Genomic DNA, 15,625 nt, shown 5'->3' with positions numbered 1-15,625 from the left:
ATCGGCTGTTCTAGAATCACTTAGCAGCATGGGTGCATATCGCAACGGCATATACAGCCCCAGCACCTTCCCGGTCTCCCTGTCATGAAGCGTCCCCGTCCGTCGACAGGACTGAAGCCTGTCAACTAAATCCCGATTTTGTTTCTTGCATTCTGGTCAAACACGTGTTATTCTGATGTTATCAAAAGCGGCAGGCGTTTCAGCCATTTCACAGCCGCAAGACTTCTCATTTCGGCGTTTCAGATTCGAAACAGTTTCCGTGAATGATTAAAAAACAAAAGAAGGGAGAGTGCCTATGCACAAAGGACTACAAGAGTATTTTCCACAAATCAGGACACGAAAGGAGGTGTTAAAAGATATTTGCATGCATCCGGACTGCCTGAGACAGTTTGAACTCTGGAGCCAGGAGAAGAAGGAAGAATTTTTAGATTTTTGTACCGGCGCGAGAGGAATTAAAATGGTTTATGATTCCTTTTTCAAAGAGATAATGAGTCCTGAAGTGCACCCGGACAGGCTGGAATCTCTGTTGACCCTGCTGTTGAAACGAAAAGTGATAATACGGCAGATACTTCCAAATGATTCTGTTAGAATAGCGGATGAAAACACACTGTTAATTACTGATATCATAGTGGAACTGGATGACGGAAGCCTGGCCAACGTAGAAATACAAAAGATAGGGTATGCATTCCCTGGACAACGCTGCGCATGTTATTCCGCGGATTCACTGCTCCGGCAGTACAAAAGAGTGAAGAGTCGAAGGAATAAAAAGTTTACTTATCAAGATATAAAAACGGTCTATACCATCGTATTTTTCGAAAAAAGCACATCTGAATTTCATACAGTGGATAAGTATATCCATTATTCCAAACAAGTATTTAATACCGGCCTGGAGCTGAATATGCTGCAGGAGTATGTTTTGATTCCACTTGACATTTATAAAGAAAACAATCACAATAAAACTATAGATAACGAACTGGATGCCTGGCTAACATTTTTTAGCGAGGACAGCCCGGATCGGATTTTAGAACTCATAGAGAAATATCCGGCATTTAAAGAAATATACGAAGAAGTGTATGAGATGTGCCGCAATATCGAAGGGGTGATGGATATGTTTTCAGAAGAACTTCTTGAGCTTGACAGAAACACAGTGCAGTATATGATTGAAGAACAGCAGGAACAGCTGGATGCCATGAAAAAAGAGGCCGAGAAAGCAAGGAAAGAGCTGGAGGAGATTAAAAAAGAAGTAGAAGAGGCTGCCAGGGAAAAAGAAGAGGCTGCCAGGGAAAAAGAACAGGCCAAAAGGGAAAAGACGCAGGCAGAAAAAAGAGCGGCAGAAGCAGAGAAAGAAGTTGAAGCATTAAAGCGTTTGGTGGCAGATTTGCAGCGGGATGGTAAATGATCTGTAAAGTATATAACAGGACTAGTAAAAGAGACCGGACGCAGGTCTCTTTTACTAGTTGTATGGACTTAATATGTGAGGTGATTGCATTGTCAGAAATTATAAAGGATGCAAATTTAAAAGAGAATACTCCCATGAATTAACGATTTTCTGCTAATAGCATATACTAACCATATAATGTCTTGAAATGGAAGTGTGTACTATGAATCCAAAACTGCCTTATTACATGGCATACCCTATGCCGCTTGCGTATGATGATGAGAAAATTGAGCGGAGAGACTTTGAATATATGAAAAGTCTCTATCCGTCAATGGCTAAAAAAATCCTTCCGTATGTAGAAGATGAGTGTGACAGAATGGAGTACGATTGCAGCATGATGTATGACGAATATCCGGATAAACTGCAGCTGCGTATGATGTGCAGCCGGATCTATGATAATGTACGTAAACATGAAAAGATGTTTTATGGGGAAGGATACGAGGACGTTTTTCCGGAAGAGATGATGGAAGAGGAGCTGTTTTCGGAAGATCTCATGGAAGAGCAGGCGATACACCTTCCGGGACGCCCGCCGCAGAATGACCGTCCGCCAAGACCGGGGCGCCCGCCCCAGGATAACCGCCCGCCGAGACCAGGGCGTCCGCCGCAGGATAACCACCCGCCGAGACCAGGGCGTCCGCCGCAGGATAACCGCCCGCCAAGACCGGGCCGTCCTCCGCAGAACCGTCCGCCTCAGGGGCCTGGAGGGCAGAACTGGCTGCGCGATATGGTGGAAGTAATGTTGTATCAGGAATTGTATAAACGCAGGTGCGATAACCGGCGATGCAGGCGCAAATTTTACTAATTAAAAAAAATATGATATAATGAACGCTAGTGAGGAAAGCGTGCCTGCACATTTTCCGAACGGCGAATGGCGGTCATGAATCTTGATTCATGATATAATGCCGCAAGATGTATTACTGTCCAAAGGGCATCCCGTAAACTATGCCCTGCGGGCGGATCTGCAGTGAGGCTGCAGAATCATGGATAGTCAGGATAAATCAAGGTGGATATACTCATGAAAAAAAATCTTATTTTTATTGGCATGCCGGCAGTCGGAAAGAGCACAGTCGGTGTTGTTGTGGCGAAAAGGCTGGGCATGAAGTTTGTTGATACAGATCTGCTGATTCAAGAGCAAGAGGATAGGCTCCTGCGCGAGATTATTGCAGATGTTGGAGAAGAGGGATTCCTGAAAATTGAAAATCAGGTCAACCGTGATCTGGATGTGAAAAATGCTGTGATATCGCCGGGTGGCAGTGTGATCTACTGTGAAGAGGCGATGAGGCATTTTAAAGAAATCGGAACGGTCGTATATTTGAAGGCTTCTTATCAAACAATAAAAAGAAGGATTCGAAGTCCCAAAAAGCGCGGAGTTGTCCTGAAGGAAGGGCAGACATTCCGTGACCTGTATAATGAGCGGACGAAGCTGTTTGAAATGTATGCGGATATTACCATTTCCGAAGATGGATGCCGGATTGAACAGACCATAGAGAACGTACTGAACGCTGTGGAAGATCCTGGAAGACAAGTGGATTGACGGAAGTACGGGAAAAAATGATTTTACAAATTTTCATTTTATGGTATAATGTCTTAGCATATTGAAAATTGGACTTGAAGAAGTAACAGGGGAATAATGATAAGGGATCACGATAACAATATCGGATAATCGAGGTGCAATATGGAGCAATATATTATTAAAGGCGGCAGTCCGCTTGTAGGGGAAGTTGAGATAGGCGGAGCCAAGAATGCGGCACTTGCTATTCTGGCAGCGGCGATTATGACGGACGAGACTGTCCTGATTGACAATCTGCCAGATGTAAATGATATTAATGTGATGCTGGAGGCCATAGCGGGAATCGGCGCTACGGTGCAGAGAGTGGATCCGCACACAGTAAAGATTAACGGAAGCACAATCGGCGACTTTAATATCGAATATGATTATATAAAGAAAATCAGAGCGTCCTACTATCTGCTAGGTGCTCTGCTTGGGAAATACAGAAAAGCAGAAGTAGCGCTTCCGGGCGGGTGCAATATCGGCAGCCGTCCGATAGACCAGCATTTGAAGGGATTCCGTGCTCTGGGTGCTGACGTGGATATTGAACACGGTAAGATTGTGGCAGAAGCAGAGGTTCTCAGAGGAACCCATCTTTATTTTGATGTTGTAACCGTAGGGGCTACCATCAATGTAATGATGGCTGCAGCCATGGCTGACGGCCTGACGATTATGGAGAATGTTGCCAAGGAGCCGCATGTTGTTGATGTTGCAAACTTCCTGAACAGTATGGGAGCCAATATCAAGGGAGCGGGAACGGATGTGATTAAGATCCGTGGTGTGAAGTCTCTTCACAAGACGGAATACTCCATCATCCCGGACCAGATTGAGGCAGGGACATTTATGTTCGCGGCAGCAGCAACTTTGGGTGATGTTACGGTTTTGAATGTAATTCCGAAACATTTGGATGCGACGATTTCCAAACTGGTTGATATTGGCTGCGAAATAGAAGAGTTTGACGACGCAGTGCGTGTTGTAGCAAAAAGGAGACTGTCGTCTACACAGGTTAAGACACTGCCTTATCCAGGCTATCCGACAGACATGCAGCCTCAGATCGGCGTGACACTGGCTCTGGCAAAAGGAACAAGCACAATTACAGAAAGTATTTTCGAGAATCGTTTTAAATATCTGGATGAACTTGCCAGAATGGGCGCGGTGATTAAGGTAGAAGGTAATTCAGCGACGATTGAAGGTGTGGAGAAGCTTTCCGGTGCACGGGTGAGCGCTCCGGATCTGCGGGCAGGGGCAGCTCTTTGCATTGCGGGCCTGGCAACAGACGGGATTACGATCATTGATGATATTGTCTATATCCAGAGAGGCTATGAGAGATTTGAAGAAAAACTCCGCGGGCTGGGCGGGATGATTGAAAAAGTATCCAGCGAAAAAGAGATACAGAAGTTCAAGTTTAAAGTTGGGTGAGAAACGGGGGGCTTGGAGAAGGGTCCGCCCCGGCTGTATGGAATCGTGTGCTTTCCGCGTACGGGAATAGGGATATAAGATTTACTAATATGAAAATACGGGAAAATGCAGGCAACGCCGGCATGCCACGTGAAATCCTGATGGATTTCACGCGTCAGGCCGGCGCAAAACTATGATTCGGAATCATAGTTTTGACCTGCATTTTTCCGTATTTTCATATAAGTAAATCTAATATCCCTATTTACGCACGCGGAAAGCACACGATTCCATACAGCCGGGGCTGGGCTTTTCAAGGCGGGACGTTTTGCACCCGGAAGGCTTTTGGGGCGGGAGCGGCGGATTGGGGTGGCTGTTTTTGGGCGGAGTTGGGGCTTGACTTTTTAGCAGGAGTGTGGGATTGTTTTCTTGAGGCTTTAGAGCGTATCTGAAAATTGCGGCAATGAATTTTCAGACACGCTCTAGTACAGGTGTTTTTGCAGAGGGCGGCTACTGGATGAAGAAGGATTCGGCAGGTCGGTTGGGGCCGGCGGGCGGAGTTGGAATTTACGGAAAGAGGATTTGAGTTATGGGCAGTGACAGGTATGATACGGAATTGCGCAGACAGAGGCTGGAGAAACGGAAGCGGGAGGTTCGGCGCAGAGTGGCGGTTTTTGGCGGGTGTGTTGTTGTTGTGATTGTTCTGGCGGTGAGTCTGGGGGTCAGGGGGCATCGGCGGCGTTTGGCGGCCCAAGAGCTTGAGCGGGGCGTGAAGGCGGTTCAGGCTTGTTTTGTTGAGACTTTTGGTGATAGTGAGGAGACGGTTCCTGTTTCGGCAGAGAAGCAGGCCGCCGGCAGGAAGTCTTTTGGGGCCTGGGTTATGGATACTTATTCCGGGAAACGGGAGGCGATCTTGAAGCGCGTTCGGAAAGGACAGATTTCTGGGCAAGGAATTTATGAGGCTTTGGGGGAGACAATGCATGTTCTTCGCGACCGGTATGACGGGAAACTCGATGATGCGCAAACTGCCAAAGAACAGGGGATTTTTCTGCAGGATGGGAAGACGGACCAGGCGGAGGTGGTGATTGCCGGGGATTTGTGTTTTGCTGAGGATGGATTTGTTTTGGATCATTATGATACGGTGAATGACCTGTCACAGTGTATTTCGCCTGAGATCTTGCAGATGTCTAATGACGCGGATATTTTCTATCTGAACCACGAGTATTGTATCAGTGACAGAGGTGAGCCGCTGGAAGGGAAGCTTTATACATTTCGTGCGAAGCCGGAACGGATGGGACTTTTGAAGGAAATGGGAACGGATCTGGTTTCACTGGCCAATAATCACGTTTATGATTATGGAAGGGATGCCATGATGGATACGATGGATCTTCTGGATCAGGCGGAGATTCCTTATGTGGGCGGCGGCAGGAACAGTGAGGAGGCAAGACGGCCGGTATATTTTGTCGTAAACGGCATGAAGATCGGTTTTGTGGCGGCTACCAATGCGGAGATCGTATTTTATACCCCTAAGGCAGAGACGGACTCCCCGGGGGTGCTGGAGGCCTATGATCCTGCAGAATATAAGCAGGTGATTTCGGATGCCGCAGGGCAGTGTGATTATCTGATTGCTTACATACACTGGGGGCCGGAAGATACCAATACATATGAAGAAAATCAGCACAATATGGGAGCGGAATTCCTGCAGGCGGGCGCTGACATTGTGGTTGGCGGGCATCCTCATGTACTTCAGGGAATTGAATACATAGACGGCAGACCGGTGGTTTACAGCATGGGAGATTTTTGGTTTAATGATGAGACAAAGTACACGGGGCTTCTGAAACTGGATCTTACACCAGAAGGGCTGAAGCAAATGTCCTTTGTGCCATGTCTGCAGACCGGATTTACGACACAGTATATCAGCGATCAGCAGGAGCAGACCGCATTTTATGATTTTCTGGAAGGGTTATCGCCCAACGCGGGAATTGATGAAAACGGTGTGGTTACAGAGAAGAAATAAGGATGTGAAACGGTCTGCACGCAGTGCAGAGAATGAAAAGATCTGCAGAAGGCGAAGTCTGCTGCAGGTATTGAAGAAGAGGCGGAAGGATGGAGGAACAGAAAATTATTGTGCGCATGGCGGATACCAGGGATGCACAGGAAATGCTGGACATTTATGAACCATATGTGAAGGAAACGGCCATTACATTTGAATATGAGCCGCCCGCGCTGGAGGAATTTTCCGGGCGGATTAAGAGGACGCTGGAGAGATATCCCTGGCTTGCAGCTGTGGATGGTGAACGAATTGCAGGATACAGCTATGTATCACCATTTAAGGACAGGGCAGCATATGACTGGGCGGTTGAGACTACCATTTATATCAGGCCGATATATAAAGGACAGGGGATTGGAAGGCTGTTATACGGAAAGCTGGAGGCTATTTTAAAAGAGCAGCATATTTTGAATCTGAATGCATGCATTGCCTACCCGCATCCGGAGAGCATCGCATTTCATGAGAAAATGGGTTATAAAACAAACGCGCATTTTCATAAATGCGGTTATAAATTTGATACATGGTACGATATGATCTGGATGGAAAAGATGCTGGGTGAGCATCCAACGCAGCCGGTGCCCATATTACCTGTGGGAGAAGTGGATACAGATAGAATTTTGATTTGAGAACAAAGTGGGCAAGCCTACATGGGCTTCTCACTCCCTCACTCATAAAAAATCTATAAATAGTGGAAAATATATTGACATTTCGCGCAATACGGTGTAAGGTTTGAAGTATAGTAAACAATTTAATAAAGCAAGCTTTCTCTTATTCAGAGCGGTGGAGATACAAAGGATCTGTGAAGCCGCGGCAACCCCAAAAAAGGAAGGTGCCAACCTGAGCGAGTAATCGAACAATAAGAGGATTGATTTATATGATATAAACAGTCCGCTTCTTGTGGGCTGTTTTCTTTATATTCAATGTAAAGAAAACGACTCCGGAGAGAAAGTGCTGATTCGGATTGCTAAAAAGAGCAGTCCTGACAATTTAAGGAGGAGAAAGAGTATGGAAAAATTATTATTCACATCAGAATCAGTAACAGAAGGACATCCGGATAAGATGTGCGATCAGATCTCAGATGCAGTTCTGGACGCCCTGCTGGAACAGGACCCAATGAGCCGTGTGGCATGTGAGACCTGTACAACTACAGGACTTGTTTTGGTTATGGGAGAGATCACCACAAAAGCATATGTGGATATTCAGAAAATCGTGCGTGAGACGGTGCGAGAGATCGGCTATACGAAGGATAAACTTGGTTTTGACGCAGATACCTGCGGCGTGCTCACGGCAATTGACGAACAGTCTGTGGATATTGCACTTGGAGTGGATAAAGCGCTGGAAGCAAAAGAGAATAAGATGTCAGACGATGAGATCGAGGCAATCGGCGCAGGCGACCAGGGAATGATGTTCGGATATGCGTCAGATGAGACAGAAGAATATATGCCTTATCCAATCGCGATGGCACATAAACTGGCATTACAGCTCACTAAGATCAGAAAAGACGGAGTTCTCACCTACCTTCGTCCGGATGGAAAGACACAGGTAACAGTGGAATACGATGAAAACAATACGCCGAAGAGACTGGAGGCAGTCGTTCTTTCCACACAGCATGACCCGGATGTGACACAGGAGCAGATTCATGAAGATATCAAAAAGTATGTATTTGACGAGATTATTCCGGCAGACATGGTAGACGAGAATACCAAGTTCTTCATCAATCCAACGGGGCGCTTTGTCATTGGCGGGCCTCACGGTGACAGCGGTGTTACAGGACGTAAGATCATCGTGGATACATACGGCGGAATGGCACGCCACGGCGGCGGTGCATTTTCCGGAAAGGACTGCACGAAAGTAGACCGCTCCGCAGCATATGCAGCACGCTATGCGGCAAAGAATATCGTAGCAGCCGGCCTTGCAAAGAGATGTGAGATTCAGCTGTCCTACGCAATCGGAGTGGCACAGCCAACATCCATTATGGTTGACACATTCGGTACAGGTGTAGTAAGCGAAGATAAGCTGGTAGAGATTATCCGCGAGAACTTCGATCTGCGTCCGGCAGGCATCATCAAGATGCTGGATCTGCGCAGGCCGATCTACAAACAGACCGCGGCATACGGTCATTTTGGACGCAATGATTTAAATTTACCATGGGAAAAGTTAGATAAAGTTGACGCATTGAAAAAATATCTGTAATATAACAGTATTAGGTGCGTAAAATAAAAGATAAAGCAGGCGCCTTCGGGAGCCTGCTTTTTTCAGAAAATTCAGAAAACGGAGGGCAAAGGGGTCAGACCCCTTTGAGGAAATCATGAAGCTTAAAACGAAACTGGTTATTGCATTTATGACATTGATGATTCTGTCAACGCTTTTTACTACGGTTGCAGTGCATACGTTTGCGCCCAGGGAGATTGGGGAGTATCAGCAGCTTTATCTGCTGGTTGTCTTTATGACGGCTGCGCTGTTGATTTACTGGATTTACAGGACGGTGTCTGTTCCGCTGGCGAAGCTGCAGCGGGCGGCGAGGAATATTAAAGAGGGGAATCTTGATTTTGAGATTAAAAGTGAAACGGATGATGAGATCGGGCAGTTGTGCCGGGATTTTGAGGAGATGCGTCTGCGCCTGAAAGCGAATGCGGAGGATAAGATTGCATATGATAGAGAGAATAAGGAACTGATCAGTAATATCTCGCATGACCTGAAGACCCCTATTACGGCGATTAAGGGCTATGTCGAGGGGATTATGGATGGTGTGGCGGATACGCCGGAAAAGATGGACAGATACATTAAAACAATATACAATAAGGCTAATGAGATGGATCTGCTAATTAATGAGCTGACGCTGTACTCAAAGATTGATACTAATCGTATACCTTATAATTTTACAACGATATCGGCCAACCAGTATTTTGGCGACTGTGCGGAGGATTTGTCTCTTGAACTGGAGGCAAAGGGTGTGGGATTCACATATTGCAATTATGTGGAGACGGATTCGAAAGTGATTGTGGATCCGGAACAGCTCAGGCGTGTTATTAATAATATTGTTACTAATTCCCTGAAATATATGGATAAACCAAAAGGGAAGATTACTATGAGTTTAAAGGATGTGGGTGATTTTATCCAAGTGGAACTTGGGGATAATGGAAAGGGAATCGCCGCGAAAGATCTGCCGTATATATTCGACCGGTTTTACCGGACGGATGCTTCACGCAATTCTTCTAAGGGAGGAAGCGGTATCGGGCTTTCTATCGTACAGAAGATCGTGGAAGAGCACGGCGGCAAGATTTGGGCGACCAGCGAGGATGGGGTTGGAACAACAATGTATTTTGTAATCAGAAAATATCAGGAGGTACCGTTGGATGAGTAAGAAAATTTTGATTATCGAGGACGAGGAAAGCATCGCTGACCTTGAGAAGGACTACCTGGAACTCAGCGACTTCGAGGTGGCCGTTGCAAATGATGGAGAGATCGGGCGCAGAAAAGCTCTGGAAGAGGATTATGATCTGATTATCCTGGATCTGATGCTGCCGGGCGTGGATGGATTTGAAATCTGCCGACAGGTGCGCGACCAGAAGAATACGCCGATCATTATGGTATCGGCGAAAAAGGATGACATTGACAAAATCAGAGGACTGGGACTGGGCGCAGACGATTATATGACAAAACCTTTCAGCCCGAGTGAGCTTGTAGCGCGTGTAAAGGCACATTTGGCACGTTATGAGAGATTGATCGGGAGCAATGTGGAAGAGAATGAAATCATCGAAATCCGAGGGCTTAAGATTGATACAACGGCAAGACGGGTATGGGTGAATGGGGAGGAAAGATCCTTTACCACGAAGGAATTTGATCTTTTGACCTTCCTCGCAGGGCATCCAAACCATGTATACACAAAGGAGGAACTTTTCCAGGAGATCTGGGATATGGAGTCCATCGGGGATATTGCTACTGTTACGGTGCATATCAAGAAAATCCGTGAGAAGATCGAATATGATACCTCTCATCCCCAGTATATTGAGACTATATGGGGTGTGGGGTACCGGTTTAAAGTTTAACAGGATAGATGAGGATCTGAGCGGGCTGCAACTAACTGTATAATACAAAAGAAATACTGAATAACCTGATAAGGGACAGTTCCGAATGATTTCGGGACTGTCCTTTTTCGGAAGCTTGTGTTAGAATGATAACCAAAGCGGCTGCTTATAATAGTCTCTATAATCATAAATGATATGGATATTTTATCGTCTTTAAAGTCACTGCCAGGCATACTCCAAAAGACATACCGGTTTATCCGGAATATAATTCAAGGTGTTAGGAAATGAAGAATAAAAGTTTAAGAAAAATGAGCCTGAATACCATGCAGAAAATTGCAGTGGGGTTTCTGGGTGTTATTTTGCTGGGAGCTGTGCTTTTATGGCTTCCTGTCAGCAATCAGGAACCGATTGCTTTTGCGGATGCATTGTTTACCGCTGTTTCGGCTGTCTGTGTGACCGGGCTTGTTACAATTACGCCTGCGGTACAGTTTACCGTGATCGGAAAGGGAATTCTGCTGGTGTTGATTCAGATCGGCGGGTTGGGCGTGATCGCATGTATGGTTGCTTTCTTTCTGATTATAAAAAAGAAGATAACAATGAAGGAGCGTGTGGTCATCCAGCAGACTTATAGTCTGGATACGCTGACCGGAATGGTGCAGTTCGTGATCCGTATTCTGCGCGGAACATTTGTGGTGGAAGGAATCGGAGCGCTTCTCTATTCGATTCGGTTTATTCCCGAATACGGACTGGTGGAGGGGATATGCTATTCTGTCTTCCATGCGGTGTCGGCATTCTGCAATGCAGGGATCGATATACTGGGAAACAGCAGTTATATGGGATATGTAAAATCTCCGATTGTCAGTCTTACCACCATATTTCTCATTGTGCTCGGCGGTCTGGGATTCCCGGTATGGCACGACATTTACACAAATACGAAGCGTGTCATTATTCAAAGACAGCCTCCCAGGCGTCTGTTCATGCGCCTGAAGCTGCAGACGAAGATCGTGCTGACTATGACGGCAGTACTCTTAATTACCGGCTTTCTGGGATTTTTTGTTCTTGAATATAAGAACCCGGAGACTATGGGCGGACTGAATTTTTGGCAGAAGCTGATGGCATCCGGTTTTCAGTCTGTTACGACCAGGACAGCAGGATTTGCCAGCGTGTCGCAGGCCGGGTTGACATCGGGTTCCAAGCTTCTCGCATGTATCCTGATGTTTGTAGGAGGCTCTCCGGCTGGAACTGCCGGAGGTGTGAAGACAACGACTGTGGCTATGCTGCTGCTCACCGGCGTTGGGGTGCTCAAAGGAAAGCGGGATACGGAATGCTTTGGCAGAAAAATCGAACCATCCGTTGTGCGATCTGGGATTGCGATTATTCTGCTGACATTTTTGTTTTGGCTGTCAGGGGTGACACTGATAACGGTGCTGGAGCCGGGGATAGACTTTATGCGGATCATGTACGAGGTGACATCAGCGATGGCGACGGTCGGACTGACGGCGGATCTGACGCCGGAGCTGAGCCGTATAAGCCAGGCGGTGCTGATGGTTCTGATGTATGTGGGACGTATCGGTCCGATTACTCTGGCGCTCGTATTCGCAGGGCGCGCCAATTCGGCTTCCCAGCTGAGGGATCTGCCGGAAAAACGAATTATGCTCGGTTAGAGCGTGTCTGAAAAATAAAGGATTAGTCAGGAGAAAATAAAATGAAGAAGCAGTATGCAGTATTTGGCCTGGGAAGTTTTGGGCGCAGTGTGGCGCTCACGCTGGAAAGTCTGGGCAGCGATGTAATCGTGGTAGATAAATCTTATGAGAAAGTGCAGGAGATATCGGATTCCGTATCCTACGCCATGCGCGCCGATGTGGCGGATCCGGATGCCCTTCTGTCACTGGGCGGCCGGAATCTGGACGGAGCCGTGGTTGCGGTATCGGAGAGTCTGGAGGCCAGTATTATGGCCACCATTGCATGTAAGGAGATGGGAATTCCCTATGTACTTGCCAAGGCGAGGGATGAACTTCAGGGGATGATCCTGGAGAAAATCGGCGCGGACGCCATTGTGTATCCGGAGCGTGACATGGGCAGCAGGGTAGCCAAGAGCCTGGTATCCACCGCATTTTCGGATTGGATCGAACTGTCTTCAGAATACAGCATGGCTGAAACAGTGATTCCGGAACGTTGGGTAGGAAAGAGCCTTGCAGAACTGAAGGTACGTGAGCGCTATGGAATTAATGTGGTCGGGGTTATGCAGCGTGAGGAAGTGGATGTCACTTTTGATCCTCACAAGCCTCTGCCGGCGGAATGTATCATTATTGTAATCGGTGCGAACTCTGTGCTGGCGAAGTTTCAGGATAAGACGTTTTAGTGGTTGATATATTTTAGAAGGTAATGGTGTATCAGTATGATAACAAGCACAAGCAATCAAAAAGTAAAGGAGCTGCTGCAGCTTCAGAAGAAAAGCAGAGCCAGAAATCAGGAGGGTGTATTTGTAGCCGAGGGATCCCGTATGGTAGGCGAGACACCCGGAAAGAGCCTGGTCAGGTTGTATGTATCGGAGACTTATTATGGGAAACATGAGGAAGAATTAAAGAAATACGGTGCGCAGCCGGAAGTGCTTACGGATTCGGTGTTTGCGCATGTCTCAGACACCAAGAGCCCTCAGGGGATACTGGCAGTTGTACGGCAGATGTCGTATACGATGGAGGAGATTGCAGGGCAGAAGAATCCGCACATTCTGGTACTGGATAACTTGCAGGATCCGGGGAATCTGGGAACCATATTCCGTACAGCCGAGGCTGCGGGAGTGACGGGGATTCTGCTGAGCCGTGACTGCGTGGATATCTATAATCCGAAAACCATCCGGTCTACGATGGGTGCTGTATATCGGATGCCCTTTTTGTACATGGATGATATGATGGAGGGGATTGCTTATCTGAAAAATAAAAATATCCGGGTCTATGCAGCGCACCTGGAGGGGAAAAATTCATATGATAAGGAAGATTATTGCGGCGGAACTGCATTTCTGATTGGAAATGAGGGAAACGGCCTGCGCCCGGAGGTGGCAGAAAAAGCGGACGCCTGGGTGAGAATTCCCATGGAAGGGCAGGCAGAATCGCTCAATGCCGCTGTGGCTGCTGCGGTGCTGATGTTCGAGGTGAGCAGGCAGCGCCGGGGTTAGTACAGCGCAGCCCACTGCGCTTGCGTTTGTGGAGCAGCACTCTCGAAAATTTATCTCAGCTTATGAGTCAGTTACTTATTTTACGATGTACTGGTACTGCGTTGCACAGTGTGCAGAAGCGCCTTACTTTTAGAGGGATATGCTATATTAATACAGGCAGGGAATTATAGTAATTGATGCATTCACGTACAATTATTTTCGATATTATGTATCATACAGGCTATAATCTTCAATTATAGCCTGTATGATACATAATTGTTGATTATTCATCCGTAAGGCTATATAATGAAAAGGAATGGAGGCGCAGTATTATGTTCTTTTTCTTTAATTATATGCCGTATATAGCAATAATAGGGGATATTAAGGATTCAAAAAAGCTAAATGACAGAAAAAAGATTCAGGAAAAGTTACAAAAAGTATTGAATGAAGTGAATCAGAAATATTATGAAGACATTTCATCAAATTTCATGATAACTTTAGGCGATGAATTTCAAGGGCTTCTGTGTAACGGGAGCAATATCCTGCAGATCATTACGGAGATAGAAAGCAAGATGTACCCGGTGAAAATTCGTTATGGAATCGGTGTGGGAGAAATCATTACTGATATCAACGCTGATATGGCAATAGGTGCAGACGGTCCCGGGTATCATAAGGCTCGGGAAGCGGTAGAGTATTTGAAGCAAAACGAAAAGCGGAAACAGATTGACTCTGCCGACATACGTCTTGGTATTGAAGGTGATAATGAGTCAGTTACAATTATGATAAATACAATCTTTACTTTGCTGACAGTGATTAAAGATTCCTGGAGTGACAGGCAGAGAGAGGTAATAACAGATATGCTTGGACATCAGGACGGTCAGGTGAATGTGGCGCGGCGTATGGGGATTCAACAGTCTACGGTACAGCGTATACTTGCAAAGGGGAGGTATTATGCATATAAGGAAGCACTGGATACTGTAGGTAAAGTGTTGGGGGAAATAACTCAGGATGATATTTAGAGAATTTTTCATGTTACTATTGTTGTCCCATGTAATTGGAGATTTTTATTTCCAGACGGAAACGATGGCAGATAAAAAAACAAAAAGCTTGAAATGGGTTTTTATACACGGCCTTTGTTATTGGGCAGCCGTTATACTGGTTTCAGTATTTGTAATGTCATATGAGGTATTACTATATGGGATGATAGCTGCGATGGTACATATGATAGTAGACTTGTCAAAATTTTACTATAATCTCAAAACTAAAAACAAAGTAAAAACAATAGTGTATAGAGAACAAAAAATTTTCTTCATAGATCAGGCTCTTCACATTATCAGCCTGCTTATCATTGCATACTGTTTTACCATATATGGATGCAGGTTAAATTTATTACGCTGTATCGCAGACTTTGCTGAGACAGCAGGGATATCTGGGGCCGTGACAGCCTCATGGATTACGGCAGTGCTTATGATACACAAGCCTGCAAATATTGCCATATCCAAAATGTTATCGGTCTACAGGCCAAAAGATAAGGATTTGGGGAGAAAAGAGAATTATAATGCAGGAAGGTTCATTGGAACTATAGAGCGTTTTATTATGTTGGTTTTCATATCATTAGGACAATACGCGGCGATTGGCCTGGTTTTAACAGCTAAGTCAATTGCAAGATATGATAAGATTGCGAAAGTACCGGAATTTGCGGAGTATTATTTATTAGGAACGTTGTTAAGCACCCTAGCTGTTATTATGACGTCTTTTATCATTCCATGAAAGCCGGTGCGGAAGGCAATGTTTTTCGGCTCTTATAAATAAGCAGAATAGAATCCAGGCGGAGATCTTTGAGATAGGATTTCTGTCTGGATTTTAATATGAGAAGGAAACAGGGCTCCAAGATATACTTATTTTAGAATAAAAACGGTGGTTACTATTCACAGTCGATTTAGCGTTCATTCTTTAGGAAGCTCGTAACAGAGCTTCTTTTTCTTTGCCATAATGCACAAACATAGTGGTC

Annotated in this window: 14 protein-coding genes and 1 riboswitch; all 14 genes read left to right on the top strand. The window is 45.8% G+C overall.

Going from position 1 to position 15,625, the window contains the following annotated elements; all coding sequences use genetic code 11:
- The first annotated feature begins 295 nt into the window (after positions 1-295).
- The gene (locus tag ARB69_RS24320; RefSeq protein ID WP_055155267.1) at positions 296-1,399 is read left to right on the top strand and encodes a PD-(D/E)XK nuclease family transposase; all 1,104 of its coding nucleotides are present in this window, start codon (positions 296-298) and stop codon (positions 1,397-1,399) included.
- 202 nt (positions 1,400-1,601) lie between these two features.
- Positions 1,602-2,240, top strand: a complete 639-nt coding sequence (locus tag ARB69_RS28535) for a hypothetical protein (protein ID WP_070102558.1) — start codon at positions 1,602-1,604, stop codon at positions 2,238-2,240.
- 213 nt (positions 2,241-2,453) lie between these two features.
- Positions 2,454-2,972, top strand: a complete 519-nt coding sequence (locus tag ARB69_RS24310; protein WP_050642083.1) for a shikimate kinase — start codon at positions 2,454-2,456, stop codon at positions 2,970-2,972.
- Positions 2,973-3,113: 141 nt separating this feature from the next.
- On the top strand, positions 3,114-4,406 hold the full coding sequence (locus ARB69_RS24305) for a UDP-N-acetylglucosamine 1-carboxyvinyltransferase (RefSeq protein WP_025654423.1): 1,293 nt from the start codon (positions 3,114-3,116) through the stop codon (positions 4,404-4,406).
- Positions 4,407-4,971: 565 nt separating this feature from the next.
- Positions 4,972-6,399, top strand: a complete 1,428-nt coding sequence (locus ARB69_RS24295) for a CapA family protein (RefSeq protein ID WP_070102557.1) — start codon at positions 4,972-4,974, stop codon at positions 6,397-6,399.
- Between the two features lie 89 nt (positions 6,400-6,488).
- The gene (locus ARB69_RS24290) at positions 6,489-7,058 is read left to right on the top strand and encodes a GNAT family N-acetyltransferase (protein WP_050642081.1); all 570 of its coding nucleotides are present in this window, start codon (positions 6,489-6,491) and stop codon (positions 7,056-7,058) included.
- Between the two features lie 139 nt (positions 7,059-7,197).
- Positions 7,198-7,295, top strand: a riboswitch (SAM riboswitch).
- A 142-nt stretch (positions 7,296-7,437) separates the two neighbouring features.
- Positions 7,438-8,625, top strand: coding sequence for a methionine adenosyltransferase (gene metK, locus ARB69_RS24285; RefSeq protein WP_050642080.1), 1,188 nt, complete (start codon positions 7,438-7,440; stop codon positions 8,623-8,625).
- Positions 8,626-8,740: 115 nt separating this feature from the next.
- Positions 8,741-9,796 carry a sensor histidine kinase gene (locus tag ARB69_RS24280; RefSeq protein ID WP_055155265.1) on the top strand — a complete coding sequence of 352 codons (1,056 nt, stop codon included), beginning with the start codon at positions 8,741-8,743 and terminating at the stop codon, positions 9,794-9,796.
- Entirely contained in the window at positions 9,789-10,481 is a 693-nt protein-coding gene (locus ARB69_RS24275; protein WP_025654428.1) for a response regulator transcription factor, read from the top strand. Before ARB69_RS24280 ends, ARB69_RS24275 begins: the two co-directional genes overlap by 8 nt.
- A gap of 263 nt (positions 10,482-10,744) precedes the next feature.
- Positions 10,745-12,124, top strand: coding sequence for a TrkH family potassium uptake protein (locus ARB69_RS24270; protein ID WP_050642078.1), 1,380 nt, complete (start codon positions 10,745-10,747; stop codon positions 12,122-12,124).
- A gap of 41 nt (positions 12,125-12,165) precedes the next feature.
- Entirely contained in the window at positions 12,166-12,822 is a 657-nt protein-coding gene (locus ARB69_RS24265) for a potassium channel family protein (protein WP_050642077.1), read from the top strand.
- Positions 12,823-12,858: 36 nt separating this feature from the next.
- A complete protein-coding gene (locus tag ARB69_RS24260; protein WP_050642076.1) occupies positions 12,859-13,635 on the top strand; it encodes a TrmH family RNA methyltransferase in 777 nt (258 codons plus the stop codon).
- Between the two features lie 311 nt (positions 13,636-13,946).
- Complete coding sequence (locus ARB69_RS24255) at positions 13,947-14,633, top strand: SatD family protein (protein WP_050642075.1); 687 nt, start codon at positions 13,947-13,949, stop codon at positions 14,631-14,633.
- Positions 14,623-15,384: a DUF3307 domain-containing protein gene (locus ARB69_RS24250; protein ID WP_055155264.1), complete on the top strand. Its 762-nt coding sequence runs from the start codon at positions 14,623-14,625 to the stop codon at positions 15,382-15,384. The genes ARB69_RS24255 and ARB69_RS24250 overlap by 11 nt, the downstream gene beginning before the upstream one ends.
- The last annotated feature ends 241 nt before the right edge of the window (positions 15,385-15,625 follow it).

It is taken from the genome of Faecalicatena contorta (assembly GCF_001404335.1).
GTDB classification, from domain to species: Bacteria; Bacillota; Clostridia; order Lachnospirales; family Lachnospiraceae; genus Faecalicatena; species Faecalicatena contortus_B.
Note: the sequence above shows the minus strand (reverse complement) of the source record. Positions and strands in the feature narration are given on the sequence as shown.

What these genes read in the sequence shown, in the direction of transcription:
- ARB69_RS24320 (WP_055155267.1), top strand. Translation starts at nt 296, where the DNA reads ATGCACAAAGGACTACAAGAGTATTTTCCACAAATCAGGACACGAAAG.
- ARB69_RS28535 (WP_070102558.1), top strand. Translation starts at nt 1,602, where the DNA reads ATGAATCCAAAACTGCCTTATTACATGGCATACCCTATGCCGCTTGCG.
- ARB69_RS24310 (WP_050642083.1), top strand. Translation starts at nt 2,454, where the DNA reads ATGAAAAAAAATCTTATTTTTATTGGCATGCCGGCAGTCGGAAAGAGC.
- ARB69_RS24305 (WP_025654423.1), top strand. Translation starts at nt 3,114, where the DNA reads ATGGAGCAATATATTATTAAAGGCGGCAGTCCGCTTGTAGGGGAAGTT.
- ARB69_RS24295 (WP_070102557.1), top strand. Translation starts at nt 4,972, where the DNA reads ATGGGCAGTGACAGGTATGATACGGAATTGCGCAGACAGAGGCTGGAG.
- ARB69_RS24290 (WP_050642081.1), top strand. Translation starts at nt 6,489, where the DNA reads ATGGAGGAACAGAAAATTATTGTGCGCATGGCGGATACCAGGGATGCA.
- metK (WP_050642080.1), top strand. Translation starts at nt 7,438, where the DNA reads ATGGAAAAATTATTATTCACATCAGAATCAGTAACAGAAGGACATCCG.
- ARB69_RS24280 (WP_055155265.1), top strand. Translation starts at nt 8,741, where the DNA reads ATGAAGCTTAAAACGAAACTGGTTATTGCATTTATGACATTGATGATT.
- ARB69_RS24275 (WP_025654428.1), top strand. Translation starts at nt 9,789, where the DNA reads ATGAGTAAGAAAATTTTGATTATCGAGGACGAGGAAAGCATCGCTGAC.
- ARB69_RS24270 (WP_050642078.1), top strand. Translation starts at nt 10,745, where the DNA reads ATGAAGAATAAAAGTTTAAGAAAAATGAGCCTGAATACCATGCAGAAA.
- ARB69_RS24265 (WP_050642077.1), top strand. Translation starts at nt 12,166, where the DNA reads ATGAAGAAGCAGTATGCAGTATTTGGCCTGGGAAGTTTTGGGCGCAGT.
- ARB69_RS24260 (WP_050642076.1), top strand. Translation starts at nt 12,859, where the DNA reads ATGATAACAAGCACAAGCAATCAAAAAGTAAAGGAGCTGCTGCAGCTT.
- ARB69_RS24255 (WP_050642075.1), top strand. Translation starts at nt 13,947, where the DNA reads ATGTTCTTTTTCTTTAATTATATGCCGTATATAGCAATAATAGGGGAT.
- ARB69_RS24250 (WP_055155264.1), top strand. Translation starts at nt 14,623, where the DNA reads ATGATATTTAGAGAATTTTTCATGTTACTATTGTTGTCCCATGTAATT.